27 protein-coding genes (1 of these 27 cut by a window edge) are annotated in these 23,928 nt (G+C 55.9%); 10 read left to right on the top strand and 17 right to left on the bottom strand.

The genetic code is table 11. The features are described 5' to 3' along the window. Positions 1–199: 199 nt before the first annotated feature. Positions 200–415 (bottom strand): hypothetical protein, encoded by a 216-nt coding sequence (locus J3P96_RS27285; RefSeq protein WP_434654361.1) that lies wholly within the window; start codon positions 413–415, stop codon positions 200–202. A gap of 459 nt (positions 416–874) precedes the next feature. On the opposite strand from J3P96_RS27285, the gene J3P96_RS27280 reads away from it, so the two are divergent. Genes J3P96_RS27280 through J3P96_RS27270 form a run of 3 tightly spaced genes read left to right on the top strand, consistent with a single transcriptional unit; the run spans position 875 to position 4,891 of the window. Next, positions 875–2,449 (top strand): asparagine synthase-related protein, encoded by a 1,575-nt coding sequence (locus tag J3P96_RS27280; RefSeq protein WP_434654359.1) that lies wholly within the window; start codon positions 875–877, stop codon positions 2,447–2,449. After that, a complete protein-coding gene (locus tag J3P96_RS27275; protein WP_434654357.1) occupies positions 2,439–3,155 on the top strand; it encodes a lasso peptide biosynthesis B2 protein in 717 nt (238 codons plus the stop codon). The genes J3P96_RS27280 and J3P96_RS27275 overlap by 11 nt, the downstream gene beginning before the upstream one ends. 2 nt (positions 3,156–3,157) lie before the next feature. Beyond that, positions 3,158–4,891, top strand: coding sequence for an ABC transporter ATP-binding protein (locus J3P96_RS27270; RefSeq protein ID WP_434654355.1), 1,734 nt, complete (start codon positions 3,158–3,160; stop codon positions 4,889–4,891). A gap of 149 nt (positions 4,892–5,040) precedes the next feature. On the opposite strand, the gene J3P96_RS27265 is transcribed toward J3P96_RS27270, so the two are convergent. Beyond that, a complete protein-coding gene (locus tag J3P96_RS27265) occupies positions 5,041–6,135 on the bottom strand; it encodes an aminopeptidase (RefSeq protein WP_434658349.1) in 1,095 nt (364 codons plus the stop codon). Positions 6,136–6,193: 58 nt separating this feature from the next. Here J3P96_RS27265 and J3P96_RS27260 point away from each other — a divergent pair, with 58 nt between their 5' ends. Then, positions 6,194–6,607 carry a hypothetical protein gene (locus tag J3P96_RS27260; RefSeq protein ID WP_434654352.1) on the top strand — a complete coding sequence of 138 codons (414 nt, stop codon included), beginning with the start codon at positions 6,194–6,196 and terminating at the stop codon, positions 6,605–6,607. A 39-nt stretch (positions 6,608–6,646) separates the two neighbouring features. Continuing rightward, entirely contained in the window at positions 6,647–7,075 is a 429-nt protein-coding gene (locus J3P96_RS27255; RefSeq protein ID WP_434654350.1) for a hypothetical protein, read from the top strand. 6 nt (positions 7,076–7,081) lie between these two features. Here J3P96_RS27255 and J3P96_RS27250 read toward each other — a convergent pair whose 3' ends face one another. Both J3P96_RS27250 and J3P96_RS27245 read right to left on the bottom strand, forming a co-directional pair. Next, positions 7,082–7,315, bottom strand: a complete 234-nt coding sequence (locus J3P96_RS27250) for a DUF1161 domain-containing protein (RefSeq protein ID WP_434626720.1) — start codon at positions 7,313–7,315, stop codon at positions 7,082–7,084. Between the two features lie 139 nt (positions 7,316–7,454). After that, entirely contained in the window at positions 7,455–7,886 is a 432-nt protein-coding gene (locus tag J3P96_RS27245; RefSeq protein WP_434570548.1) for an OsmC family protein, read from the bottom strand. A 235-nt stretch (positions 7,887–8,121) separates the two neighbouring features. Here J3P96_RS27245 and J3P96_RS27240 point away from each other — a divergent pair, with 235 nt between their 5' ends. Continuing rightward, complete coding sequence (locus J3P96_RS27240) at positions 8,122–9,123, top strand: LLM class flavin-dependent oxidoreductase (RefSeq protein WP_434654347.1); 1,002 nt, start codon at positions 8,122–8,124, stop codon at positions 9,121–9,123. Positions 9,124–9,177: 54 nt separating this feature from the next. Here the strand turns inward: J3P96_RS27240 and J3P96_RS27235 are convergent, their stop codons facing one another. Continuing rightward, a complete protein-coding gene (locus tag J3P96_RS27235) occupies positions 9,178–9,402 on the bottom strand; it encodes a DUF1161 domain-containing protein (RefSeq protein WP_434654344.1) in 225 nt (74 codons plus the stop codon). A 114-nt stretch (positions 9,403–9,516) separates the two neighbouring features. Continuing rightward, positions 9,517–9,732, bottom strand: coding sequence for a dodecin (locus J3P96_RS27230; protein WP_003177209.1), 216 nt, complete (start codon positions 9,730–9,732; stop codon positions 9,517–9,519). Positions 9,733–9,888: 156 nt separating this feature from the next. On the opposite strand from J3P96_RS27230, the gene J3P96_RS27225 reads away from it, so the two are divergent. Then, the gene (locus J3P96_RS27225; RefSeq protein WP_186611411.1) at positions 9,889–10,215 is read left to right on the top strand and encodes a DUF883 family protein; all 327 of its coding nucleotides are present in this window, start codon (positions 9,889–9,891) and stop codon (positions 10,213–10,215) included. Here J3P96_RS27225 and J3P96_RS27220 read toward each other — a convergent pair. Next, entirely contained in the window at positions 10,188–11,105 is a 918-nt protein-coding gene (locus J3P96_RS27220; protein ID WP_434654341.1) for a LysR family transcriptional regulator, read from the bottom strand. The genes J3P96_RS27225 and J3P96_RS27220 overlap by 28 nt on opposite strands. A 112-nt stretch (positions 11,106–11,217) precedes the next feature. On the opposite strand from J3P96_RS27220, the gene trpB reads away from it, so the two are divergent. Together trpB and trpA are read left to right on the top strand one after the other, a co-directional pair. Further along, positions 11,218–12,450, top strand: a complete 1,233-nt coding sequence (gene trpB / locus J3P96_RS27215; protein WP_434654339.1) for a tryptophan synthase subunit beta — start codon at positions 11,218–11,220, stop codon at positions 12,448–12,450. After that, the gene (trpA, locus tag J3P96_RS27210) at positions 12,450–13,262 is read left to right on the top strand and encodes a tryptophan synthase subunit alpha (protein ID WP_434626712.1); all 813 of its coding nucleotides are present in this window, start codon (positions 12,450–12,452) and stop codon (positions 13,260–13,262) included. Before trpB ends, trpA begins: the two co-directional genes overlap by 1 nt. Positions 13,263–13,344: 82 nt before the next feature. Here the strand turns inward: trpA and J3P96_RS27205 are convergent, their stop codons facing one another. The 10 genes from J3P96_RS27205 to J3P96_RS27160 form a co-directional block, all read right to left on the bottom strand. After that, positions 13,345–15,306 carry a DUF4105 domain-containing protein gene (locus tag J3P96_RS27205; protein ID WP_434654336.1) on the bottom strand — a complete coding sequence of 654 codons (1,962 nt, stop codon included), beginning with the start codon at positions 15,304–15,306 and terminating at the stop codon, positions 13,345–13,347. Beyond that, positions 15,303–15,623, bottom strand: coding sequence for a DUF2388 domain-containing protein (locus J3P96_RS27200; protein ID WP_039593376.1), 321 nt, complete (start codon positions 15,621–15,623; stop codon positions 15,303–15,305). Before J3P96_RS27200 ends, J3P96_RS27205 begins: the two co-directional genes overlap by 4 nt. 30 nt (positions 15,624–15,653) lie before the next feature. Further along, a complete protein-coding gene (locus J3P96_RS27195) occupies positions 15,654–15,959 on the bottom strand; it encodes a DUF2388 domain-containing protein (RefSeq protein WP_434654333.1) in 306 nt (101 codons plus the stop codon). 106 nt (positions 15,960–16,065) lie between these two features. Then, a complete protein-coding gene (locus J3P96_RS27190; RefSeq protein WP_305497647.1) occupies positions 16,066–16,383 on the bottom strand; it encodes a DUF2388 domain-containing protein in 318 nt (105 codons plus the stop codon). 312 nt (positions 16,384–16,695) lie between these two features. Then, positions 16,696–16,911, bottom strand: a complete 216-nt coding sequence (locus J3P96_RS27185) for a DUF1127 domain-containing protein (RefSeq protein WP_003187014.1) — start codon at positions 16,909–16,911, stop codon at positions 16,696–16,698. A gap of 319 nt (positions 16,912–17,230) precedes the next feature. Then, a complete protein-coding gene (locus tag J3P96_RS27180) occupies positions 17,231–18,724 on the bottom strand; it encodes an acetyl-CoA hydrolase/transferase family protein (protein WP_434654330.1) in 1,494 nt (497 codons plus the stop codon). Positions 18,725–18,921: 197 nt separating this feature from the next. After that, a complete protein-coding gene (locus J3P96_RS27175; RefSeq protein ID WP_434654327.1) occupies positions 18,922–20,358 on the bottom strand; it encodes an NAD(P)(+) transhydrogenase (Re/Si-specific) subunit beta in 1,437 nt (478 codons plus the stop codon). Continuing rightward, positions 20,358–20,681, bottom strand: coding sequence for an NAD(P) transhydrogenase subunit alpha (locus tag J3P96_RS27170; protein WP_003187010.1), 324 nt, complete (start codon positions 20,679–20,681; stop codon positions 20,358–20,360). The genes J3P96_RS27175 and J3P96_RS27170 overlap by 1 nt, the downstream gene beginning before the upstream one ends. 15 nt (positions 20,682–20,696) lie before the next feature. Next, a complete protein-coding gene (locus J3P96_RS27165) occupies positions 20,697–21,818 on the bottom strand; it encodes a Re/Si-specific NAD(P)(+) transhydrogenase subunit alpha (protein ID WP_434626696.1) in 1,122 nt (373 codons plus the stop codon). 430 nt (positions 21,819–22,248) lie between these two features. Further along, positions 22,249–23,148 (bottom strand): LysR family transcriptional regulator, encoded by a 900-nt coding sequence (locus tag J3P96_RS27160; RefSeq protein ID WP_434654324.1) that lies wholly within the window; start codon positions 23,146–23,148, stop codon positions 22,249–22,251. A gap of 157 nt (positions 23,149–23,305) precedes the next feature. On the opposite strand from J3P96_RS27160, the gene J3P96_RS27155 reads away from it, so the two are divergent. Then, positions 23,306–23,928, top strand: the 5' portion of a protein-coding gene (locus J3P96_RS27155) for an acyl-CoA dehydrogenase (RefSeq protein WP_434654321.1). 559 nt of this gene lie beyond the right edge of the window; 623 of the gene's 1,182 nt are visible here — the first part of the coding sequence; it begins with the start codon at positions 23,306–23,308; its stop codon lies off the right edge, out of view.

The raw sequence follows: 23,928 nt of genomic DNA, 5'->3' as shown, positions 1-23,928 counted from the left end.
GCTCATGCGCGCGGAGCGTTCGACAGCTGTGGTTTCAAGCGATATGAAGCCTTCCATTGCGCCCCTTCCCTGTGGGTGATGGCTCGCTGACCAAGGCTACGCCAAGGCGTCTGATCAGCTTCGATTTCATGAGGCAATCGGCGGGTCGTATGTTAACCACGGCGGGTAGTTCCTGTCGCTTTCGCCAAGGACTTTTTTGTCAAATGATCGCATCAATATCCAGCGTATACGGCTTACCGATGACGTACCCATGAGCGCCATGGATCAGCTCGATATCGGTGCTGGCCGCAGGCGCCGTGGCCAGTTGTTCAGCCACGCGGTTTTCCGGATGTGCCTGCCAGCGGGCCAGGTGTTGCGCCAGTTGCTCAGGGGGTTCCGATACGCTTCCGTAGACGTCTTTTGTGTTGACCGGCAAGGTACTCAGCGCCCTCACGCGTGCCCAGGTGACATGTACCTTGTCGACTTTGAAAATCGGCCCGATATAGCTTATTGAAATTTTATCGTCACCGTAATCCTCCCTACGGCACTGGCTTTTAATCCAACAGTTGTTTGAAAAAAAGCTTACAGCTTATTCTGATTTTTTCAAAAATGAGCTAATTAGCGAAACGTCCTACTTTTTTATTTCTCTGAATTGGGCACTCTTCGTATGAGCCAGCTGCCGCTGGCTCTAATAGACGTCTCATAAGGAGTAACTGAATATGTTCAAAAACCTCATTAAACTCTCCGCGTCCAAAAATATTCAAGGAGCACCAGGTTTCGTGGACTTGGAAATGCCTAATTGGTCGAGATACTCAATGAATAGCTAATACGCTGTAGCAGTCTAGAAGCAGTCGCTGTCGGAGGGCTGCTTCCTCTTCTCAAGGATTAGAGTACTATGAATTTTATTTTAAGAGCTTCAAGTCGAGGCTCTCTTGAATTTCTATCCGTGCCGCCTGATCAAAACGACGAGTTCCAATTAAGCTGTAATGCGCAGCGCGAAGTAAGTTGTACGCTGGGAATTAAAGGTCGCGACGTATTAGTTTCTTGTGCGAGCAAGCTACAAGTCAGCATTTTTTGTGACTATCAAGTATTTGTATGCAAGGAGTTGGACGGCGATTTTCTTGTCTCCTCCAGCATGGATCTTCTTGTTACTGCATTAGGTAAGATAACTCCAAGTATTGATTACTTCGTTGATTATATTTCTTGTGGTGCAACGCCAAGAGTTTCTACCCCATTTGAAGGTATATTTTTCTTGCCTCCAGGGAGTACATTAGAATATTCAAGTATGCATATAGATGTAGGACAAGAGATTGAGGTTGCAGGTCCAGAGTTTCTAGATGCCTTAGAGGAAAAGTTAATAGGCAAAGTGTCTGGTGTTCAAAACGTTATGTTGGAGTACTCGGGCGGACTTGAGTCTAGCATTCTGCTGCACTCGCTGTTGGGCATAACGCGCGCTGAAAATTTAAGTCTAATTCACTTAACCGACTCAGGTAGCGGGCAGGTAGATGACTTGCAACGGGTGAAAAAATTAGCCGCCAAATATAGTTGTCATCTAACTATATTAAATGCAGAAGAGTTGAAGCCTTTTCAAGTCACTACTTGCTCAAATATAAGACCTAGTTTTCCGCATCCTGGGCTTGTAAATATTGGTTATATAGACTTTTCATCTGATTTGCTTTCCGGCAAAAACACCGCGCTGTTTAATGGAGCAGGGGGAGATTCTATTTTTTCTGCGTCTCCTCAGAAAGGACTGCCAGTTGAGCTATTGAAAAAAGGTAACTTGTTAGGAGCATTTCGAAATGCGCACAGTATTTCGAGTTATTTGCGAGCTCCGATGATATCTATATTTGCGGAGGCCTATAATGAATTTAAAGAGATGAAATTAAAGCTAAGGGATCCCAGTTACTGTTTTGCGAAAATTAATAGCAGCGCCGAAGTCCTAGGCGGTAGTTTTTTTGATCATAAATTTGAGATGAGTATTGCAGGCATGCCTCGATGCAGCGAGGTTAGCGTGAGAGAAAGACATCTGAACGCTGCGATAAATAGGTATGAAATGCAGTCATCGCCGATGGCAGGTTACGCAGGCCACTATGTCTATCCATTTCTAGCACCAGATATCTTAAGTATAGGTTTGGCGACGCCTTCGGTTCAGCTTCTAAAAGGACGGATAGATAGGTATAGCATTCGTAAACGCGCCGCTGATAGATATAATTCTGATGAGTTTTGGTATAGGCGGAAGGGCGGCGTCGCCGGGCTTACGCAACGCTGTTTTTCGCTTTACAAATCAGAAATTAAAAATCTTGTCAGTGAAGGCTATTTAGTTCGCGCTGGCATGGTAAATGTAGATAATGTCAGTCGCTTAATAGATGAAGTGGCTGCTGGAGTCGTGAAGTGTCCGGGTGCACTTATTAATCTATTTACTGCAAATATTTACATCGCTCATTGGAAGGATCATGTTGATGAATTTTGAACTTGAGAAGGGCGGATTTATACAGTGGAGCTCTGGAGTAAAAGCGGTTACTTATAACCAGAAGATTATAGCGCTTAGCGAAGTATTTAATGATTTTGTTTTCTTTGATGATGGGCAAAGCAAGTTTCTCTTGTCAGTGCTTGGCACGCGTTCGTCGAAGCTTTCACAGGAAGACCTAAGGGCGGTTAACGACTTAATTTCACATGGCTTGATTTCTCTTAAAGAAACCTGCCCTAAGCAGATTTTCCAAGATGAAATAAATTCAAAAGGTGCTTTTGAATGTGATTGGGCGTTAGGTGGGAGAAGGGTTGGTTTGTCAAACTTTAACTTAAAATATTTCATAAAAGCCACAAGGCTCTTGTTATTCGCAAAAAAAAACTCTGATAAAGGAAAGCTACACCAAATGCTTGAGGATTTACGAGGGTTTTCTTCTAGCGCTATGGTCGAAAATGAATGCGAACTTATTAAGATTGCGAGTAATGTGAATCTAGCTGTGTTTTTTTTGTGGCGGAAAGTTAAATGCTTGGAGTTTTCCTATGCTGTGGCTCGGATTGCATTTCGTCATAACATTAAATGTAGGTTTGTTGTCGGAGTTCAAACGCACCCTTTTATTTCCCACGCTTGGGTTGAAGGTAGCAACGGTGTCGTTTTTGATAGGAAGGAATTACCTAAAGAATTGGCAAAGATAGTTTTAATTGGAAAGTAAAAATGCTTAATAAGGACTTTTCAAGCGCGGTCAAAATTTGCTGGGATATCCTCCTGCGTTCTAGTTTTAACGTTAAACTGCTATTTTTTTCAGCGTGTATGTTGGACTTGATAACAGTAGCTCTGTCAGTCGCTGCGCCAGCAGTACTGAAGATGCTAATTGATTCATCAAGCACGGAAAAAGCAGTTGCTGACGTCGCTTGGTTAGGTGCTGCTTATGGGATTACTTGGTTGAGCGCTGAATTGCTGCTCCGTCTTAGAGGCGCTCTAGCAACAATTGTAGTAGAGAAGCTCAAATTCGAGGCTACTAAAAGACTTTGTCTCAATTCAGTTTTTAATTTGGACTTGAAAGTTAAAGATACTCCAAGTGGTATTTTTGCGACGAAATTAAGTCAAACCAACGTAGCCCTTCCTATGTTTGTAGATGGTTTAGTGTGGCAGATTATCCCTTTGCTGGTAAGGCTTGTATTCTCAATCTCCTTGCTGTTTCAGTTTGTTTCTGCCATTTATTCAGTGCTATTGGCAGTTACTGTTGTGACATTTATAGTGATTTCTTTTTTTAGTTACAAAGGTGTTGGCGAAAAGCAAAAAATGTCAAATATGTCGGCACAGTCAGCTTATTGGAAGATATTGGATGCTTTAAAAAATAAACCTATAATTATCGCCCATGCAGAAGAGAAGGCAGAGTTTGAGCGCATTGAGGAGGCTCTTTTGGCGTCTACAAGATCAGCGATAGGAGTCGTCAATTTTTCCCAAATTGTAAGTTCGTTGCAAGTTATAGCGCTGGGTATTGGTCTCACAGCAATTACCTTGCTGTCCGCAAGGGATCTATCAGGGGGGGCTATTTCGATAGGGGACTTCGTTCAAATAAACGCATATGTGCTTCAGTTCGTTTTTCCTATTAGCTATGTAGGAATGGTGTTGAGCGCTATTAAAAGGACATCGGTAACTATAGCGGAAAATTCGCAACTTCTACGGCTGCCGTGCTTTTTGCCTGACGTTCCAGAGAAAATTAAGGGATTAGCACCACCAGCGATTACGCTCGACAAGGTTTCTGTAAAATCTTTAGACGGAGAAATGCTTCTAAAAAATATAAGTTTTTATATTAAAAGTGGAAGCAGTCTGGCGGTGGTAGGTAACTCGGGAGCCGGGAAGACAACGTTAGTCAAAGCAATACTGGGTTTGATAGAAGTTAGCGGTGGCCTCATAAAAATTGATGAGCAAGAACTTTGTGGTAACTCAGTAATAAATTTCAGAAAAAATGTCGGTTATGTTCCTCAGGAGCCATTTTTGTTTGATAGACCTGTTAAGGATAACGTATTTGGGAGTGCGTCTTTTGGCCGATTAGAGATAAAGCGCATACTGGAAATAAGCGGAATATATGGTGATCAGGGATTGCTTGAGTTTGGTTTTAGCAATAACCTCTCTGGAGGCGAGAAGCAAAGGATTTCATTCGCTCGTGCCGTCGCCAGATATCCAAGTGTCATAATTTTAGATGAGCCAACCTCTTCGCTTGATCAAGCAACTAAAAAAATACTCTCAACGGCTATTTATAGTGATCTCTGTGCCGCTACACGAATAATAATAACTCACGATTTAGAAGAGGCCAGAAAAGCGGAAAATATCCTCGTTATGGAGAATGGTCAAATAATCGAATTTGGTAGCCATCTCTCGTTATTAAAGGCTGATGGGTGGTACGCCAAGCATTGGAGCATGTTGGCTATGAACCCTACCTGAAGCGTAATTTGGGGGGCGATCTCCTTGATCCTACATGACCGCACAGCCCACCCAAGCGTTGCTGGTCGGTGTTACGTACGATGCTGGCTTTCGATCCCGAACAGCGCAGCCTCAAGGCGGCGCAACTGCGTCAGGTCTGGGCAGGTGGTTCATTGGGATGGTAGGTGGTTGCTTGCACTGAGTGCCTTTAAGGCTGCTTTGCGTTCATCCACCGCCAACTGCCCGAGCTTTTCCACGGCGACATAAAACCTGACCCAATCTTCGCCCTCACGCCTGAACAACGTCGCAAACGCCGGCACCCACTGGTCATACAGGCCGAAGGGCAACAATCGGGCGTTGTTCAGTGGTGCGTAGACCCAGGCGTCGTAGCGCTTGTCGCCGGCCCATTGGGTGTCGCGCATGTGCTCGTAGTCGGCACGCAGGCGTTCGAATTCCGCGGCCTTGCGCTGGCGCATCTGTACGGCCGGCAGGGGGAGGGCGTAAAGGGTTTCGAGCCGCTGGCGGGTGTCGAGGATCAGTTGGATGAACTGCTCGCGTTGGTGCACCTTGTTGCCGTTGTCCGGTGTCAGTCCGCGTTGGGCGCGCCATTGGCGGGTGCCTTCCTGCTCGACGAAGGTGGCAAAGGATTCATTGAATTCGGTGTCGTCCTTCACGTAGAAGCGCTGGTGCGCCAGTTCATGAAAGATCAGCGTCGCCAAGCGCTCGTCGCCCCAATGCAGCATCGAACTGAGGATCGGGTCATTGAACCAGCCCAGTGTCGAATAAGCCTCTACGCCACCAATCGAGACATCCATGCCGCGCAAGCGCTGCATCGCTGCCTCGCCTCGGGCGGCACTGTGGCTGTAGTAGCCGCGATACGCCACACAACCGGCAATGGGGAAGCAGTGGGTTTGCGGGGCCAGGGAAAATTCCGCGGTGGCGAAGACATTCCAGACAACGAATGGGCGGCCAATGTCCGCGTACAGGCGATAGCTTTGGTTGTCGGGCAGGTGCAGGTGGGCGCTGGCGAACGTCCGGGCTTCGCGCGCCTGGGCCAGATGCGCGCGCAATTTTGGATCACGGGCGGGGTCGGCGATGACCCGCTCGATCGGCTCTCGAGCTTGCAGCAGTCGTATCTGCCCACTGGCGAGCTGGCTGTAGTAACCGAGGCTGGAACAACCGTTGAGTAACAAAAGCACGAGGGCTGGAAACAAAATCCTGAAAACACGGTCGAGTAACCGATGGCGTGAACGCTGCCTGATCAATTTGGAATCACCCTGGGAAGTCTGCCTCAAGACTATCTCGCCTGCCCGGAGCTTCGCTATGCGCGTGTTGATGCTGACTTGTGGCCTGTCGCTGCTGACCGGTTGTGCCGGTTTGCCTGATCCCGATCCCTCTCAAGCGTGGATCGACCTGGGAAATCATCGGGACACGGCTTTGCAAGCGCTGGAAGTCGATGACAAAGCCTCCATCGACCGTCGTTATTTCGAAGTGCAGCCCGGCAGCCATGAGCTGACGGTGCGTTATCAATTTGCCGTGGAACCGGGCAACATCGGCCCGGATGCCGAACCGTTGTGGCGTGATTGCCGGTTGAACGTAAAATTCAAGGATTTCAATGCGGGCCGGCGCTACCAGCTGCAGGCCGGCAGTATCGGCTTCCGTCCGTGGGCCAAGCTTTATGACGAGCAACGAAAGGTGGTGGGCCAAGGCACGCCGGCGGGCTGCCAGCAAAGCTGATCGGCGCTATGCTCGGCGCCTGACTTGAGGAAACCGATCATGCGCCTACCTACGCTGTTGTTGGCTCTCGCCACGTTGAGCGGATGTGCAACGAGCCCATTGCCTGAAATGGACCCGAACATGGCCTGGGTCGATTTCGCCACGCCAATGCCGGGCGGCAAGTTGCTGATGGCTGAAAGCCTGGACGGCCAGCGACTGCGGGACGGGCGATTTTTCCAGGTCTCGCCGGGTAGCCATGAATTGAAGGTGCGCTTCGACTTCGAGGTGTTCGGCGCTGGCGGTGGGCTGGGCATGATGAGCGAGCCGAAAGAACGGCTGTGCTACCTCATCGTACGCTACGACCATTTCGAGGCTGGCCAGCGTTATCGCCTGGAGGCTCGCAACCTGGCTTACTCCCCAAGCGCCAGGCTCTATAACGCCAAGCGTGAAATCGTCGCCGAGGATCGGCAGGCCAATTGCCTGATGTAGCGCTGCCTAGCGGTCGTTCTTCTGGTAGATGATTTTTTTGGTGCCGTTCTCGCAGGAGCCCACCACCATGTTCTGGTCATGGGCTTCTTCATTGGTGACGATTTCAAGCGTGTAGGAGGCCACGCCTTGGGCCTGGATCTTGGCTTCGATCTCGTTCTTGAGTTCTTCGCAGGGCTTGGGCGCCGCGAGGGCCGATGTGGCCAATGCGCAACCGATGACTGCCAGGGCGAATCGTTTCATGCTGGAATCCCTCAATACAGCGCGCACTGCCTGTGCGCTGAAACTGCAGACCTGCATTCGATCACAATTGCCTTCGGGCAAATAGATCACCCATCAAAAAGACCGCAGCCTGTGGAGAGGCTGCGATCTTTTCAGTTCATCAATTTACCAGCGAGGCCTCCAGGGTGATCTTGGCATTGAGCACCTTGGAAACCGGGCAACCCTCCTTGGCTTTGTTGCTCAATTCCTCGAATTGCGCTTGGGTGGCGCCCGGAATCTTGGCCTTGAGGATCAGTTTCACCGCGGTAATCGCAAAGCCGCCATCAACCTGGTCCAGCGTCACTTCGGCGTTGGTGTCGATGCTGTCGGCCTTGAGCCCGGCATCGCCGAGAATCATCGAAAACGCCATGGAAAAACAGCCCGCATGGGCCGCGCCGATCAATTCTTCGGGGTTGGTGCCTTTGCCGCCTTCAAAACGGGCCTTGAAACCATAGGGCGCCTCGCGCAACACGCCGGTTTCCGTGGAGATGGAGCCGATTCCGGTCTTCAGGTCACCTTCCCAGTGAGCCGATGCTTTCTTGACGATAGCCATGTGTGCCTCCTCATGATCCGGCGCGAGGGTTCGCGCCTGGTTATTTCTCAGTGCCAGGGTTGTGAGGATAGACCGGCTGATAAAGTTCACCTGGTCGATTAGTCGACTAATTTAGTAGGAAATTTCTCCGCTACTATTGAATCTCGGGTATATGCCCACATTCATAGGACACACCTACAGAAACGGCAGGCTTTCGCCCACAGGAAAGCTGGTACGCCGTTGGAGATGCCAGCCCATGAAACAGCTGTCCGAAGTCAAATTTTCAACCCTCGACCTTGTTCCCGTGCGTGCCGATGGCAACGCCGCCCAGTCCTTGCGCAACTCCCTGGACCTGGCGCAACACGTGGAAAAATGCGGCTATACCCGCTTCTGGGTGGCTGAGCACCACAATATGGACGGCATCGCCAGCTCCGCGACGGCGGTGTTGCTGGGCTATCTGGCGGGCGGCACATCGACCATTCGTGTCGGCTCCGGCGGGGTGATGCTGCCGAATCATGCGCCTCTGGTCATCGCCGAGCAGTTCGGCACGTTGGAGAGCCTGTTTCCGGGCCGGATCGATCTCGGGCTGGGCCGCGCACCCGGCTCCGACCAGATGACCGCCCGGGCCCTGCGCCGTGAACGCTCCGGCAGTGCCGATGATTTCCCTGACGATGTGGCTGAACTGATGCGTTACCTCGGCCCGCGAACCCCGGACCAGCGCATCATTGCCATGCCGGGCACGGGGACCAACGTGCCGGTGTGGCTGCTGGGTTCGAGCCTGTTCAGTGCGCAGCTGGCCGGAGAGCGCGGCTTGCCCTACGCCTTCGCCTCGCATTTCGCACCGCGTTTCATGCATGAAGCGATTCGCGTCTATCGCAATCATTTCAAACCGTCTGCGGTGCTGGACAAACCTTACGTCATGCTCGGCGTACCGCTGGTGGCAGCGGATACCGATGAGCAGGCGGATTACTTGGCGACTTCGGTATACCAGCGCATCCTCGCGTTGATGCGCGGCCAAAGTCTGGTACAGCGCCCGCCAGTGGAAACCATGAATGGCCTGTGGCTGCCCCATGAGAAAGAAGCGGTCGGTGACTTCCTTGGCTTGGCGATGATCGGTGGGCCGCAGAAAATCCGTGCCAGGCTGGAGGTGCTGATCGAGCAAACCCAGGCCGACGAGCTGATTTTTACCAGCGATTTGTACGAGCACACCGACCGGCTGCACTCCTATGAGCTGCTGGCGCAAGTCATGAAAGGCTGAATCACAGCCACAAAAAAGCCGACGCACCGCGTCGGCTTTGATTTGAACGCGCAATCAACCGCGTGTGTAGACGATTTCCTTTGAACCGCCTTCGCAGGTGCCGACGACTTTTGCGTCAGCCGCTGCGCCTTTATCGACAACTTCCAGCGAATAACCCGATACACCTTTGGCATCAAGCTTCGCCGCGATTTCGCTTTTCAGCTCTTCGCAGGGCTTGCCGGCCGCAAACGCGCTACCCGCAAGGCTCAGCAGACCCAGGGCCACCATCAACTTCTTCATCGCTCGCACTCCTTGGACGGATCAAATAGGGAGGTATCAGAGAGGCCTGATGCGCCAACCATAGCGCATGGCCATTCCCTGTGGCACTCCGCCAGCGTGCAAGTTCAAATCAGCTCAGCTATTGGCGATCCGGAACCCGACCTTGATGGTCACCTGGAAGTGCGCGGCACGGCCGTTTTCGATGTGACCGCGGGTTTCGGTGACCTCGAACCATTCCAGGTGCTTGAGGCTTTTGCTGGCCTCCGCCAGGGCATTGTTGATGGCGTCTTCAATGCTGGTGGGAGACGAGCCGACCAGTTCGACCTTTTTGTACGTGTGATGATCACTCATGACGTTCTCCTTGGTTGTCTTTAACAGCCTAGCAGCGATTTTTCGCCTTACGTGTGTCGCCGTTTTCGCTGCGAAAGTTCAGATTTACTGCACTTTCGCAAGCGGTCGCAGTCCCAATCCACACACGCTACTCAACCACTGCAGGAGAGAGCCACCATGGCCAGCACTTCGTTACGTAAAGCCTCGTTGCAAAGCATGGAAGCGGAGATCGAGAGTCTGCTCAAGTCCTTGGAAAGCCTGAAGGACGACGCTTCGGACGAGTCGCGCAAAACCCTCAAGTCGCTCAAGGCCAATGCCGAAAGCGCACTGAAACACTCTCGGCATCTGCTCAGCGATGCGTATGAAGAGGTCAAGGTGAAAACCCGTGAAACCGGGATCGCCACCCGTGATTATGCTCAAGAACATCCCTGGACCACGGCCGGTGTCGCGGTTGGGGCGCTTGGTTTGCTGGCCGCTTACTTGTTGTGCAAGCGCGGTGACTGAATGGGTGGGCTCAGCTCATGCCTGAGCCACTGTGCCAATTGCCGGGCGCGCCCATCCGCGGCGCGCTTGGGCAGCCACAACGCCAGCCGCGCCGGAGTTTCACTGAAGCCCCACGGCGCGACCAGGCGTCCGGCACGAACGTCCTCGGCTACTAGCGGTTCCGGTGCGATTGCCACGCCAAGCCCGGCTACCGCGGCCTCGAGTAAATAATACAGATGCTCAAAACCTTGCCCGAATCTCAGTGACTGGGGTTCCAAGGCATTTTGCCGTGCCCAGGTTGGCCAGGCCTGTGGGCGGGAGGTGGTATGCAATAGCGGCTCGCCCAACAGTCTGCTGGCCGGTGCGTCCCGCAGTTGGGCGAATCCGGCGTAGCGCGGGCTGATCACCGGGCCGATTCGCTCGCTGGCCAGTTCATACACTTGCATGTCGGCTGGCCAGGGCGGTTCGGCGAATACCAGCAGGGCGTCCAGTCCAGGTCGCCTCGGGTCCAGGTCGCCTTCGCCGGCAGACAGATGCAGGCGCAAGTCGGGCAGATCAGCGTTGAGCCTGCCCAGGCGGGGTATGAACCAGCGCGCCAGCAGGCTGCCCGAGCAGCCCAGCACGAACGGCGCGTCCGCAGTGCTTTGCGTCAGCTCCGCGCAAACCGTGCGCAGGCGTTCGAATGCGTCGGCACTGGCGTCACGCAGACGCAAACCTGCATCTGTGAGTTTCAGGCCACGGCCATCCTTGATGAACAGGCTGACACCCAAGTGCTCTTCGAGCACTTTCAATTGCCGGCTGACGGCACCGTGGGTGACGTGCAGCTGCTCCGCCGCCTGGCTTACGCTGTTCAGGCGGGCGGTGGCCTCGAAGGCACGCAAGGCGTTTAGCGGCGGGAGGTCGTGGCTCATGGTATCTGTGAGTTTTCCTGACAGGTTGCAGCGATCTTATCGGTTTTCAGGACGCGATGGCAGGGGTAGAGTGGCCCTCACTGTTTTTCTACGCATTCGCCTGGAGCGCCCAATGACCCAGCCAACGACCCCTTTCAACCTGCGCAGCGGCCCCGATGCCAATGGCCTGTTTGGCGCGTTCGGCGGCCGCTACGTGGCCGAAACGCTGATGCCGTTGATCCTTGATCTGGCCCGTGAATACGAAGTGGCGAAGGAAGATCCTGCGTTCATTGAGGAACTGGCCTACTTCCAACGGGATTATGTCGGTCGTCCGAGCCCGCTGTATTTCGCCGAGCGCCTGACCGAGTACTGCGGCGGTGCGAAGATCTACCTCAAGCGTGAAGAGCTGAACCACACGGGCGCTCACAAGATCAACAACTGCATCGGCCAGATCCTGCTGGCGCGGCGCATGGGCAAGAAACGCATCATCGCCGAGACCGGCGCTGGCATGCACGGCGTGGCCACTGCCACCGTGGCTGCGCGTTTTGGCCTTGAGTGTGTGATCTATATGGGCACCACCGACATCGAGCGCCAGCAGGCCAACGTGTTCCGGATGAAACTGCTCGGCGCCGAAGTGATCCCGGTGGTTGCTGGCACCGGCACCCTCAAGGATGCGATGAACGAGGCACTGCGCGACTGGGTGACCAACGTCGACAGCACCTTCTATCTGATCGGCACCGTGGCCGGGCCGCACCCTTACCCAGCGATGGTCCGCGATTTCCAGGCGGTGATCGGCAAGGAAACCCGCGATCAGTTGCAAGCCCAGGAAGGCCGGCTGCCGGATAGCCTGGTGGCATGCATCGGTGGCGGCTCCAACGCCATGGGCCTGTTCCATCCGTTCCTGGATGACAAGAGCGTCGATATCATCGGCGTTGAAGCGGCTGGTTATGGCATCGAGACCGGCAAGCACGCCGCGAGCCTGAACGGTGGCGTCCCGGGTGTGCTGCACGGCAACCGTACGTTCCTGCTGCAGGACGACGACGGTCAGATCATCGACGCCCATTCCATATCCGCAGGTCTCGATTATCCGGGGATCGGTCCGGAACACGCCTGGTTGCATGACATCGGTCGGGTCCAGTACACCTCGGTCACCGACGCCGAAGCTTTGGAAGCTTTCCATAAATGCTGCCGTCTTGAAGGGATCATTCCTGCGCTGGAAAGCGCCCACGCCTTGGCTGAAGTGTTCAAGCGCGCACCGAACCTGCCCAAGGATCACCTGATGGTGGTCAACCTGTCCGGCCGCGGCGACAAAGACATGCAAACCGTAATGCACCATATGGAACAGTCCCAGCAGGAGAAACATTGATGAGCCGCCTGCAAACCCGTTTTGCCGAACTCAAGGAACAGAACCGCGCCGCGCTGGTGACCTTTGTCACCGCCGGTGATCCGGACTACGACACTTCGCTGGCGATCCTCAAGGGCCTGCCTGGCGCCGGCGCGGACGTGATCGAGCTGGGCATGCCGTTCACCGATCCGATGGCTGACGGCCCGGCAATCCAGCTGGCGAATATCCGCGCCCTGGGCGCCCAGCAGAACCTGGCGAAAACCCTGCAGATGGTGCGTGAGTTCCGCAAGGACAACACCGAGACACCGCTGGTATTGATGGGGTATTTCAACCCGATCCATCGTTATGGTGTGCAGCGTTTCATCGGCGAGGCGCTGGACTCCGGCGTCGATGGCCTGATCGTGGTGGACATGCCGCCTGAGCACAACAGCGAACTGTGCGAACCGGCCCAGGCTGTCGGCCTGGACTTTATCCGCCTGACTACGCCAACCACTGACGACGTGCGCTTACCCACTGTGCTCAACGGCAGTTCCGGCTTTGTCTACTACGTGTCAGTTGCCGGTGTGACCGGTGCCGGCGCCGCAACGCTGGAACATGTGGAAGAGGCCGTGGCGCGTTTGCGTCGCCATACCGATTTGCCGATCAGCATCGGTTTCGGTATCCGCACGCCTGAACAGGCGGCAGCTATCGCGCGGCTGGCCGATGGGGTAGTGGTTGGCTCGGCGCTGATCGACCATATCGCCCGTGCCGACACGTCGGAGCAGGCGATCGATGGCGTGTTGAGCTTGTGTGCTGCCTTGGCTGACGGCGTGCGCAAGGCGCGTCTGGGCTGATTCCAGGTTCGGTTTGCAGCTACAAAAAAGGGGATTCAGAACTGAGTTCTGAACCCCCTTTTTTAAGTTTCATCCAAACGGGTCAGGGCAACTCCAACCCGCCCCCTGCCTTGTGCAGCTTGCGCAGATGTTCGCCGATCACCTTCACGTTGGCCTCGCTTGCAGCAATTTCAGCTGCGCGGCTCGGCTCCAGCAACGCGCGAACCTCCTTATCCAGGTCGCCTGTGAGCGTTTGCAGTTGCTTCTGGCGCAGGCTGCTTTCCGATTCCAGTCGTTGCCACTCGCTGGGTTGCGGCAGACCATAGCCGCCGCTGCCCAGCAATTCGGCCGGGCGGCTCAGGAAACCGCTGTTGGCGAGAATCTGTTGCAGCGTCGCGTTTGCCCGTTCCATACCGCCGTTCTGCAATTCGCGGGCATTGAGGTAGCGCTGCTTGACCTCATCCTGAGCCAGCAGCAATTGCCGGCGGAAACTCGCCTGCTCCAATAGAAGCAGCGCCGCACTGGTGCGCAGGTCTGCCTGCTCGAACCAGGCGCGGCGTTCAGTGGCGTCCAGGGCCAGCCAGTCTTCTACGGTTTGCTGTTTGATGGGCAGATGCTTTTTCAGGACTTCGAACATCGCCTGGTAGCGGTCGCGGAACGAGTCAAAACGGTAACCGAGGCGCAGTGCCTCCTTGGGATCATCCAGTACGCTGGTATCCGCCAGGCCTCGACCCTTGAGGATTTCCAGCAAGCCGTTGGGCATGATGCTGTCCAGGCCTTTGAGCTGCTCGTTGTTACTGCCGCTGCGCAGCAGCTTCAGGCTTTCAACTGCGCAGTTATTGGAGAGGAAATAGTAGTTTCCGTCGTAGCTCCAATGCATTTCGGCGGCACGTTCGACGGTCTCCTCGATCTCGGCACGAGACAAGTTCAGCGGAACTGATGCCAGGCTGCGCAGTTCAGTCTTGGTGTATTCATCGATTACCTGGGCCAGCGGCAGCACAAACAGGCGCGATGGGTATTTGCCCACCAGTCCGTCCCAACTCGACAGCTGTACATCACCTACAAACGCACGGTAAGACAACACCAGATGCTGATCCAGGTCCAACCGGCAATCCGGCCCACGTGGTCGGCCTGGTGCGCAGATCACCAGCCGGAGCATGCTGTGGCCCCAGCGACTGACCCAGTTCTGGTTGGCTTCGGCCAGCAGGTAATCGATGGCGTAGACGCGCTCCGGATCGACCTTGCCCAGCGGCGTCTTGGCAAAATCGTTGCCGGCGTTGAGAAAAGCGAAGGACTGGGCGCAGGTGTCCTTGGCGGCAGGCGCCCAGCCGAAGTGTTCCTGATAATAGCGATACAGGGCGGGGCGCCGGCACGCATAGCTCGGGTCCAGGAGGAAATACTCCATGTTCACCGCGACGAACTCCTTGGGACTGCTCGTCTCGTAGAGGTCCGGGCTGCGGGCGACCTGGCGGTTATGCTGTTCCCGTTCGCCGCGGCGGCCGACGTATTGCGGCCAACCGGCCAGGTCGAGCAAGCGTGGATCATCGCTGAGGGTGAAGCGTCGGTCGTTCTCGCCCCGGCACTCATCCGGAAGCCCGATCAATCCTGCACTGCTGTTGCGCCGCGTACAGCGCTGGATCAGCGCACGTTCGGCATCCGGCCATAGACGCGAGCGATCATAGATATGAGTCAGTTCGTGGAGGACCGTGGCGAGCATTTCTCGCCGCACCGTGCCGTGCGGCCGCTGGGTCTTTTGCCTGGCGGCGCTGCCGTCGGTGAGGCTGTCGAGCAGGTTACGGTTGAGATCCAGCTGTGACACCAGCGAAGCCTGACCGTAGGCGTTTTCCGGCATCTGGTCAGTCCAGCCGACATCGATGCGCCGGTCCAATCGCTCGATGAAGCGCGGAGGTAATGCTTGCATGGCTTCATCGAGCAATGCCTGACTGGCCTGCTGTTGCGCCGGGCTCAAGCCGTCGCTATTGAGGTGTAGCTGCAGGCCGGCCTGGGCAGTGCTGCCAATGAGCAGCACGACCCCGGCCGTCAGCCAGGCGGCGAGTCGCCTCACAATGCGAGGATGGCTTCGGCGAGAACCTGATCACTGGCATCGCGAGCTTCCGGTACGCGGGTACGCAAGGTTTCGAAAGCGGCCTCGAGATGAGCGCCACGAATTTCGCCGTTGCTGGCGACGAAGCTGGCCGCGTCATCGTGGGCTTCACGGACGATTTTCGAATCACGGATGGAGGTAGTGGTGTCAGAAGTGAAATCGATCGAGCGCTGGGAAGCGCGAACGATGATGTTACTGGTGGCTACCAAGGTATGTGCCTGGGCCACATCGGCCAACACCAGCAGGCCAAGGGCGGCAGCAATCAGCGGGCTACGCATGGAACGACTCCGAAAAGAAAAAACAGATAGCTATTGGACGAGAATTGCCTGTGCCAGTTCAAGGTCGCTGGCGTGAAGTTTTGGCTGGCTCCGGCGCAGGTAAGCCAAGGCCGATTCCAACTGTGCGCCTCGCAACTGTCCATCGCTGGCAATGAATGTTGCGGCGTCATCGCGAGCGGCGACGACCAGTTTATTGTCGAAGGGCGCCGAGGTCACGAGGCTTGTGGCATAAGCGCTGGCCACCAGCTGTTGGGTGGATACGTCAAAGGCTTGAGCCGGAACAGACCAGCAGAAAGCTGCGAAGAAAAAGACTCGGTACAGATTTGAAAAACGCATGAGACTCGACAGTTGTTGGCGAGCCTGAAGGCTAGCGCAAACCAGCGGGCCAGAGCCAGCGTTGAAACATCGGAACACCTCTGGGTGTCCGATGTTTCATGTTGCATCAAATAACCAGGATGGCCTGTGCCAACTGCGCATCGGTGGCGTTGAGCTGTGGAGCCTGCTGGCGAATGAAATCCAGCGCGCTTTCCAGCTTCACGCCACGGATGGCCCCTTCGCTAGCCACGAAACTGGCGGCATCATCACGGGCAGCTTGAACAATCTTGTTGTCCCGCAGTGAAGAGGTGGCGTCGGAGGTTACGTCGGAAGTGGCTTTTAGTGCGCCGACGATGGAGTCAGTCGTGACGATAAAGCTGCTGGCGTTGGAATGGGCGGCTACGGCCAGCAGGACAGCTGTGCTGAGCAGGCGAAGACGGATCATGATGTAACTCCTTGATGATGAAGGATGCCGGTGCGTGTAGCTGGAAGGAAGAGACGCAGATTCGACTCGCTTCGCCACGTCAGGATCGATATTAGGACAGAACGCGGCGGCTGACAGCTACAGAACAATAATAAGGCGAGCAGTTTGAACTGTACTTGTCATAGTTGAAAATTTTAAAACTGTTCAGTTTCAGTAAAAATTCAACCCCGGGCCCATAAACGACGAGACCCGTCGTGGTTTCCCACGACGGGTCTCGTTTATTCAATTCGATGCTGGCGATGGACCCGGTGGGTCAGGGCCAGCGACGCTGAGTTAGCGCCAGAACGGCTTGCTCAGCTCTTCGTAGCGTTGTGCTTCGCTGATACCGGCGTCAGCCAGCAGACGCGAATCCAGACGAGCCAGTTGATGGCGGCTGGCAATGCGGCGCTGCCACAACATCAGGTTGGCGATAACGCGAAGAGGCAGGGAAGCCTGGTTTTTTTCAGCTTTGTCTTCGAAAAACAGCTCGGAACTGAGTGTACGTTCCATGGTTGACATCCTTCCGCTTGTGGCGGGATCAGGTAGTGGTTTGACTGGTGCCCATGATCCTCTCGTTTGGCCAGTCTCTCTAGATACAGTTCACCTGTATTGTGAGAGACCAGTTAACTGTTAAAGAGCGGTGTACTGGTCGATATTGAGGCAACTGTACCTGTCCGCACAATTTAGGTGCATTTTAGGCTGTTCTTCCCGGTTTTGTAGGAATGGGGTGTAAGAAATAACCGGTACAGTAGTACAGTTTTATACGGTGACCGCCCCTGCCGTAAGCATTCACCGAAACTGTTATTGCCGTATCGCTAGGCCAGCTGTATCAAATCGCCACCATGCGTCCGGTTTCCTCGAGGTTGAGGTGCCAACTGAGCGCATCCTTCAGGATGTGCGGCGTATGTCCGCCCAGCTTACAAGCGGCTTCAAAATAGTCGCTGAGCGCCTGGCGATAGATAGGGTGTACGCAGTTGTCGATGATGACCCTCGCTCGCTCCCGTGGTGCGAGCCCCCGCAGGTCGGCCAGGCCAATCTCTGTTACCAGGATGTCGACATCGTGCTCGGTATGGTCCACATGGCTGACCATCGGCACGACGCTGGAAATGGCACCGCCCTTGGCGATGGATTTGGTAACGAACACCGCCAGGTGCGCATTCCGGGCGAAGTCGCCCGATCCGCCAATGCCGTTCATCATCCGCGTGCCGCACACATGGGTTGAGTTGACGTTGCCGTACAGATCGAACTCCAACGCTGTGTTGATGCCGATGATGCCCAGGCGGCGCACAACTTCTGGATGGTTGGAGATTTCCTGCGGGCGCAGGACCAACTTGTCCTTGTACCTTTCCAGGTTGCCGAAGACATCGGCATTGCGTCGAGCCGACAAGGTAATGGAACTGCCAGAAGCAAAACTCAGCTTGCCTGCATCGATCAGGTCGAAGGTCGAGTCTTGCAGCACCTCGGAATACATGGTCAGTTCTTCGAACGGGGAGTCGATCAAGCCGCACATCACGGCGTTGGCGATATTACCGATTCCGGCCTGCAACGGGCCGAGCTTGTTGGTCATCCGTCCGGCTGCCACCTCTTGCTTGAAAAAATCGACCAAGTGATCGGCAATAGCCTGTGTATCGCTGTCAGGTGGCAGGACGGTGGAGGGTGAGTCCGCTTGATGGGTGATGACAATGGCGGCAATTTTTTCCGCGGGGATTGGAATGGCAGGGCTACCGATGCGGTCCTCGACCTTCACCAGGGGAATGGGTGTGCGGGTTGGGCGGTAGCTCGGGATATAGATGTCGTGGAGCCCTTCCAGATTCGGGTTGTGGGCCATATTGATCTCGACGATCACTTGTCTGGCGAAAATCGCAAAACTGGCCGAATTGCCCACTGATGTGGTGGGCACGATATGACCTTGTTCGGTAATAGCCACGGCTTCGATCACGGCGATATCGGGCAGCTTGAGCTGCGCGTTGCGCATCTGTTCAACGGTCTCCGATAGATGCTGGTCGATGAACATGACCTCGCCAGCGTTGATGGCCTTGCGCAGGGTGCTGTCCACCTGGAAGGGCATGCGTCGCGCGAGCACGCCTGCCTCCGTGAGCTCCTTATCGAGATCGTTGCCCAGGCTCGCTCCGGTCATCAGGCTGATTTTCAACGGCATGAGCTTGGCCCGTTCGGCCAGTGCATGAGGTACCGCCTTGGCTTCTCCGGCGCGGGTGAAGCCACTCATGCCAACGGTCATCCCGTCCTCGATCAGCAAGGCTGCCTCGGCAGCGCTCATCACTTTGTCCAACAACGAAGGCAGGCGGATGCGGTCACGGTACATGGATGGTTGTCTCGGGCAGGAAGCAGGATGCGCAGTGTAGAGAATTCGCGCCGTGCCCGACCCGCTACAAAAGTCGCATTTGAGGCGTCTATTACGGGCGTTTCAGGCAAAACATCATTACCGTATCGGTAACTTTCTGCCTTGATACAAATCAAAACGCCCCGACAAGTCGGGGCGTTTTGATAACACAGCGGAGCTTATTCCACGGCCTTGACCATGTCCTCAATGACCTTCTTGGCGTCGCCGAACACCATCATGGTCTTGTCGAGGTAGAACAGCTCGTTGTCCAGGCCGGCATAGCCGCTGGCCATCGAGCGCTTGTTGACGATGATGGTCTTGGCCTTGAACGCTTCGAGGATCGGCATGCCGGCGATCGGCGACTTGGGATCGTTCTTCGCCGCCGGGTTGACCACATCGTTGGCGCCCAGCACCAGCACCACGTCGGCCTGGCCGAACTCGGAGTTGATGTCCTCCATCTCGAACACCTGGTCGTAAGGTACTTCGGCCTCGGCCAGCAGGACGTTCATGTGCCCGGGCATGCGACCGGCCACCGGGTGGATCGCATATTTGACGGTCACGCCATGGTGGGTCAGCTTCTCGGTCAGCTCTTTCAACGCATGCTGCGCCCGTGCCACCGCCAGGCCGTAGCCCGGCACGATGATCACTGTGTCGGCGTTGGTCAGCAGGAAGGTCGCGTCATCTGCCGAACCGGATTTCACCGGGCGGGCTTCTTTCGAGCCTGCCGGGCCAGCCGCATCTGTGGCGTTGCCGAAACCACCGAGCAGCACGTTGAAGAACGAACGGTTCATCGCCTTGCACATGATGTAAGACAGGATCGCACCGCTCGAACCTACCAGGGAGCCGGCAATGATCAGCATCGAGTTGTTCAGCGAGAAGCCGATACCGGCGGCCGCCCAGCCCGAATAACTGTTGAGCATCGAGACCACCACCGGCATGTCCGCGCCGCCGATCGGGATGATGATCAGCACACCCAGCACGAAGGCCAAGGCCAACATCAAGGCGAACGCGCCGAGGTTGCCGGTGAACATGAAGGTCAGGCCCAGGCCCAGCGTTGCCAGGCCCAGGATCAGGTTGAGCTTGTGCTGGCCACCAAACTGTACCGGTGCGCCCTGGAACAGGCGGAACTTGTACTTGCCCGACAACTTGCCGAAAGCGATCACCGAACCGGAGAAGGTGATTGCACCGATAGCCGCGCCGAGGAACAGCTCCAGACGGTTACCGGCCGGGATCGAATCGCCCAGTTGCTTGACGATACCCAGCGATTGCGGCTCGACTACCGCCGCGATGGCAATGAACACCGCCGCCAGGCCGATCATGCTGTGCATGAACGCTACCAGCTCCGGCATCTTGGTCATCTCGACGCGCTTGGCCATGATCGAGCCGGCGGTACCGCCAACCAGCAGGCCGACGATGACGTAGCCAATGCCGGCAGTGGCCAGCTCTGCCCCCAGCTTATAGATGAGACCCACGGTAGTGAGCACCGCCAGCGCCATGCCGAGCATGCCGAACAGGTTGCCTCGGCGGGAGGTGGTGGGATGCGAAAGGCCTTTGAGGGCCTGGATGAAACAGATCGACGCAATCAGGTAGAGCGTCGTTACCAGGTTCATGCTCATTACTTGGGCGCCTCTTCTTTTACGGCTTTCGGGGCTTTTTTCTTGAACATCTCAAGCATGCGGCGCGTCACCAGGAAGCCGCCGAACACGTTGACCGCGGCCAGGGCCACGGCGAGAGTGCCCATGGTCTTGCCTAGCGGCGTTACGGTCAGGGCGGCGGCGAGCATGGCGCCGACAATCACGATTGCCGAGATGGCGTTGGTCACCGCCATCAACGGCGTGTGCAGCGCGGGTGTAACGTTCCAGACCACGTGGTAACCGACATAAATCGCCAGCACGAAGATGATCAGGTTGTAGATACCGGGGGAGATAAGCTCTTCCATTGTCTGAATCCCTGCTTAGGCGTTTTTGCGGATGACTTGGCCGTCGCGGCACATCAGGCACGCGGCGACGATGTCGTCTTCCAGGTTGACGTCGAACTGACCTTCCTTGGTGAAGACCAGCTTCAGGAAGTCCAGCAGGTTACGGGCGTACAACGCCGAAGCATCGGCCGCAACTTCACCGGCCAGGTTGGTCGGGCCGCAGATGGTCACGCCGTTTTCGACCACCACCTGATCGGCCACGGTCAGCGGGCAGTTACCGCCCTGGGCTGCTGCGAGGTCGATGACCACTGAGCCCGGTTTCATCTGCGCGACGGTTTCGGCGCTCAGCAAAGTCGGTGCCTTGCGGCCCGGAATCAATGCGGTGGTGATGACGATGTCCGCCTGCTTGGCGCGCTCGTGCACGGCTTGGGCCTGGCGCTGCATCCAGCTGGCGGGCATGGGCCGGGCGTAACCACCGACGCCGACGGCGCATTCACGCTCTTCGTCGGTCTCGTAAGGCACGTCGACGAATTTGGCGCCCAAGGATTCGATTTGCTCTTTCACTGCGGGACGCACGTCCGATGCCTCGATCACAGCGCCCAGGCGCTTGGCCGTGGCAATCGCCTGGAGTCCGGCCACGCCCGCGCCGAGAATCAGCACGCGCGCCGCTTTCACGGTGCCTGCGGCGGTCATCAGCATCGGCATGAAGCGCGGATAGTGATGGGCGGCCAGCAACACGGCTTTATAGCCGGCGATATTCGCTTGAGACGACAGCACGTCCAGGCTTTGAGCGCGGGAGGTACGCGGCGCGGCCTCAAGGGCGAATGCGGTGATGCCGCGTTCGGCCAGCTTGGCGATGGTTTCGTTGTTGAACGGGTTGAGCATGCCCACCAGAACGGTGCCGCTCTTGATCAGCGTCAGCTCGCTGTCGCTGGGGGCGACCACCTTGAGGATCAGTTCGGCCCCGAATGCATCACTGGCGCTGCCAATGGTTGCGCCCGCTGCCTCATAGGCACTGTCGATAACGCTGGCCTTGATGCCGGCGCCGCTTTCAACAGTGACTTTATGGCCTTGGCCGACCAGCTTCTTGATGGTTTCCGGGGTAGCAGCAACCCGTGTTTCACCCGTCTGGGTTTCGAGAGGAACACCAATGTGCACGTCAAATCTCCTGCGTGATCTTATTGAGTAAACCCAGGCACTTCGGATGGTGCGACTGGGGCGGCCGATCAGCACGATCCCGCCTGACCAGGCGGGGCGCGGCATTTTGCAGGCGAATATTCAGCCCTTCAAGGGATTATGACGCGTGACGTAAATATAACTACAAGTCACCCTGTGACCGAATGTCGCAACTGGCGAGGTAAAGGTCGCTAAACCCAGACAAATCAAGGGATAACGGTAACTATGATTCTTTTTGCATCGGTCAGATGAATGGAGCGATATGACTCGCTCGATATGGCTTAAAGCCACGTGTTTCAACGGTTCTAGGACGTTTGTACCGATATGATCACAGTTTGGTTAAATGCGACAAATAGTTATATCTGTAGTGCTTTATATAGTATTACTACTTATTTGCGTGACCAGTTTTACCTTAATTTTCAACGTCATAGTCTCTAGCTTCGGTGACCAGCCAATCGCGAAATGCCCGTAGCGAGGCCGATTCCACCTTCCGTTCCGGGATCATCAGGTAATACGCCTTGAGGCTCGACAGGGCATTGGGGTTGGCAATGACCAAGCGCTTCTCCGCCAGTTCGCGCTGGATCAGGAAGGGCGGGATCAAGGCAACACCCATATCGTGCATGGCGGCTTGGGCAAGCATGGAGAATAGTTCATAGCGCGGACCTGTCAGGTCGCGTGCGATATTAAGGTCTTGTGAGTTGAACCACTGGCGCCACGCGTATGGGCGGGTTGTCTGCTGGAGCAGGGGGAGCTCGGCGATTGCCTCCGGCGTCAGAGTTTTGCGGTTGCCTAGTAAGGAGGGGCTGCATACCGGCAACGGCTTTTCCCCCATTAATTTGTGAGATTCGGTGCCGGACCAGTCCGCGTCGCCGAAGTAGATGGCTGCATCGAAATCCGTATCGGCGAACAGGAAAGGGCGCGTGCGGTTGGTGAGATTGACCGTCACCTCAGGATGCTGCCGCTGGAAATCCTTGAGGCGTGGCAGCAGCCATTGAGTGCCGAAGGTGGGCACGACGGCGAGTTCGATAACGTTCGCGCCGGTGTGCCCCATCACTGAAAGGGTATCGCGCTCGACGGCATCCAGTTGCGTGGCGATTCGACGGCTATATGAAAGCCCCGCTTCAGTCAGCTTGACGCCGCGTCTCGAGCGTCGGAAAAGCTCCACGCCAAGGAAGTCCTCCAGGCTCGCAATTTGTCGGCAGATAGCGCCTTGGGTGAGAGAGAGCTCCAGTGCCGCCTTGGTGAAGCTTTCGTGGCGTGCGGCAGCCTCGAAGCTGATCAGGGCGGCGGTGCTTGGGATTTTACGACGCATATACGCAAGCCTCACTCGTTATCTGCACAACAGCGGTCTATGGCGTTTACGGAGTGAGAAATTAGCACAACAACATGCCGAATCCTCGTTTGCTCTCGTGGGAAACCGGGCCTAGGATCAGTCCACGATTTTCCATTTGATTGGCGAGGACTTTTTCATGGCCGGTAAAGCGAGCTTCAGCTGGATCGATCCCTTGTTGCTGGACCAGCAACTCACCGAAGAAGAACGCATGATTCGCGACACTGCCGAGCAGTTCGCTCAGCAGAAGCTGGCGCCGCGCGTACTGGAGGCGTTCCGTCATGAAAAGACTGACCCGGCGATCTTTCGTGAAATGGGCGAAGTGGGCCTCCTGGGCGCCACCATTCCCGAACAATACGGCGGCAGCGGTCTGAATTACGTCAGCTACGGCCTCATCGCCAGGGAAGTGGAGCGTGTGGACTCCGGCTACCGGTCGATGATGAGCGTGCAGTCCTCACTGGTCATGGTGCCGATCAACGAATTCGGCACCGAGGCGCAGAAACAGAAGTATCTACCGAAGCTGGCTTCAGGCGAATGGATAGGCTGCTTCGGCCTGACCGAGCCGAACCATGGTTCCGACCCGGGCGCGATGATCACTCGGGCGCGCAAGGTTGAACGCGGCTACAGCTTGACCGGCAGCAAGATGTGGATCACCAACAGTCCGATCGCGGATGTGTTTGTCGTTTGGGCGAAGGACGACGCCGGCGATATCCGAGGCTTCGTGCTGGAGAAGGGCTGGAAGGGCCTGAGTGCTCCGGCCAT

Source organism: Pseudomonas sp. R3-56 (assembly GCF_051132075.1).
Classification (GTDB): domain Bacteria; phylum Pseudomonadota; class Gammaproteobacteria; order Pseudomonadales; family Pseudomonadaceae; genus Aquipseudomonas.
Note: the sequence above shows the minus strand (reverse complement) of the source record. Positions and strands in the feature narration are given on the sequence as shown.

What these genes read in the sequence shown, in the direction of transcription:
- J3P96_RS27195 (WP_434654333.1), bottom strand. Translation starts at nt 15,959, where the DNA reads ATGCGTTTTTCAAATCTGTACCGAGTCTTTTTCTTCGCAGCTTTCTGC.
- trpA (WP_434626712.1), top strand. Translation starts at nt 12,450, where the DNA reads ATGAGCCGCCTGCAAACCCGTTTTGCCGAACTCAAGGAACAGAACCGC.
- J3P96_RS27180 (WP_434654330.1), bottom strand. Translation starts at nt 18,724, where the DNA reads ATGTACCGTGACCGCATCCGCCTGCCTTCGTTGTTGGACAAAGTGATG.
- trpB (WP_434654339.1), top strand. Translation starts at nt 11,218, where the DNA reads ATGACCCAGCCAACGACCCCTTTCAACCTGCGCAGCGGCCCCGATGCC.
- J3P96_RS27200 (WP_039593376.1), bottom strand. Translation starts at nt 15,623, where the DNA reads ATGCGTAGCCCGCTGATTGCTGCCGCCCTTGGCCTGCTGGTGTTGGCC.
- J3P96_RS27280 (WP_434654359.1), top strand. Translation starts at nt 875, where the DNA reads ATGAATTTTATTTTAAGAGCTTCAAGTCGAGGCTCTCTTGAATTTCTA.
- J3P96_RS27170 (WP_003187010.1), bottom strand. Translation starts at nt 20,681, where the DNA reads ATGGAAGAGCTTATCTCCCCCGGTATCTACAACCTGATCATCTTCGTG.
- J3P96_RS27255 (WP_434654350.1), top strand. Translation starts at nt 6,647, where the DNA reads ATGCGCCTACCTACGCTGTTGTTGGCTCTCGCCACGTTGAGCGGATGT.
- J3P96_RS27245 (WP_434570548.1), bottom strand. Translation starts at nt 7,886, where the DNA reads ATGGCTATCGTCAAGAAAGCATCGGCTCACTGGGAAGGTGACCTGAAG.
- J3P96_RS27220 (WP_434654341.1), bottom strand. Translation starts at nt 11,105, where the DNA reads ATGAGCCACGACCTCCCGCCGCTAAACGCCTTGCGTGCCTTCGAGGCC.
- J3P96_RS27275 (WP_434654357.1), top strand. Translation starts at nt 2,439, where the DNA reads ATGAATTTTGAACTTGAGAAGGGCGGATTTATACAGTGGAGCTCTGGA.
- J3P96_RS27250 (WP_434626720.1), bottom strand. Translation starts at nt 7,315, where the DNA reads ATGAAACGATTCGCCCTGGCAGTCATCGGTTGCGCATTGGCCACATCG.
- J3P96_RS27270 (WP_434654355.1), top strand. Translation starts at nt 3,158, where the DNA reads ATGCTTAATAAGGACTTTTCAAGCGCGGTCAAAATTTGCTGGGATATC.
- J3P96_RS27225 (WP_186611411.1), top strand. Translation starts at nt 9,889, where the DNA reads ATGGCCAGCACTTCGTTACGTAAAGCCTCGTTGCAAAGCATGGAAGCG.
- J3P96_RS27240 (WP_434654347.1), top strand. Translation starts at nt 8,122, where the DNA reads ATGAAACAGCTGTCCGAAGTCAAATTTTCAACCCTCGACCTTGTTCCC.
- J3P96_RS27185 (WP_003187014.1), bottom strand. Translation starts at nt 16,911, where the DNA reads ATGGAACGTACACTCAGTTCCGAGCTGTTTTTCGAAGACAAAGCTGAA.
- J3P96_RS27235 (WP_434654344.1), bottom strand. Translation starts at nt 9,402, where the DNA reads ATGAAGAAGTTGATGGTGGCCCTGGGTCTGCTGAGCCTTGCGGGTAGC.
- J3P96_RS27230 (WP_003177209.1), bottom strand. Translation starts at nt 9,732, where the DNA reads ATGAGTGATCATCACACGTACAAAAAGGTCGAACTGGTCGGCTCGTCT.
- J3P96_RS27175 (WP_434654327.1), bottom strand. Translation starts at nt 20,358, where the DNA reads ATGAGCATGAACCTGGTAACGACGCTCTACCTGATTGCGTCGATCTGT.
- J3P96_RS27160 (WP_434654324.1), bottom strand. Translation starts at nt 23,148, where the DNA reads ATGCGTCGTAAAATCCCAAGCACCGCCGCCCTGATCAGCTTCGAGGCT.
- J3P96_RS27260 (WP_434654352.1), top strand. Translation starts at nt 6,194, where the DNA reads ATGCGCGTGTTGATGCTGACTTGTGGCCTGTCGCTGCTGACCGGTTGT.
- J3P96_RS27190 (WP_305497647.1), bottom strand. Translation starts at nt 16,383, where the DNA reads ATGATCCGTCTTCGCCTGCTCAGCACAGCTGTCCTGCTGGCCGTAGCC.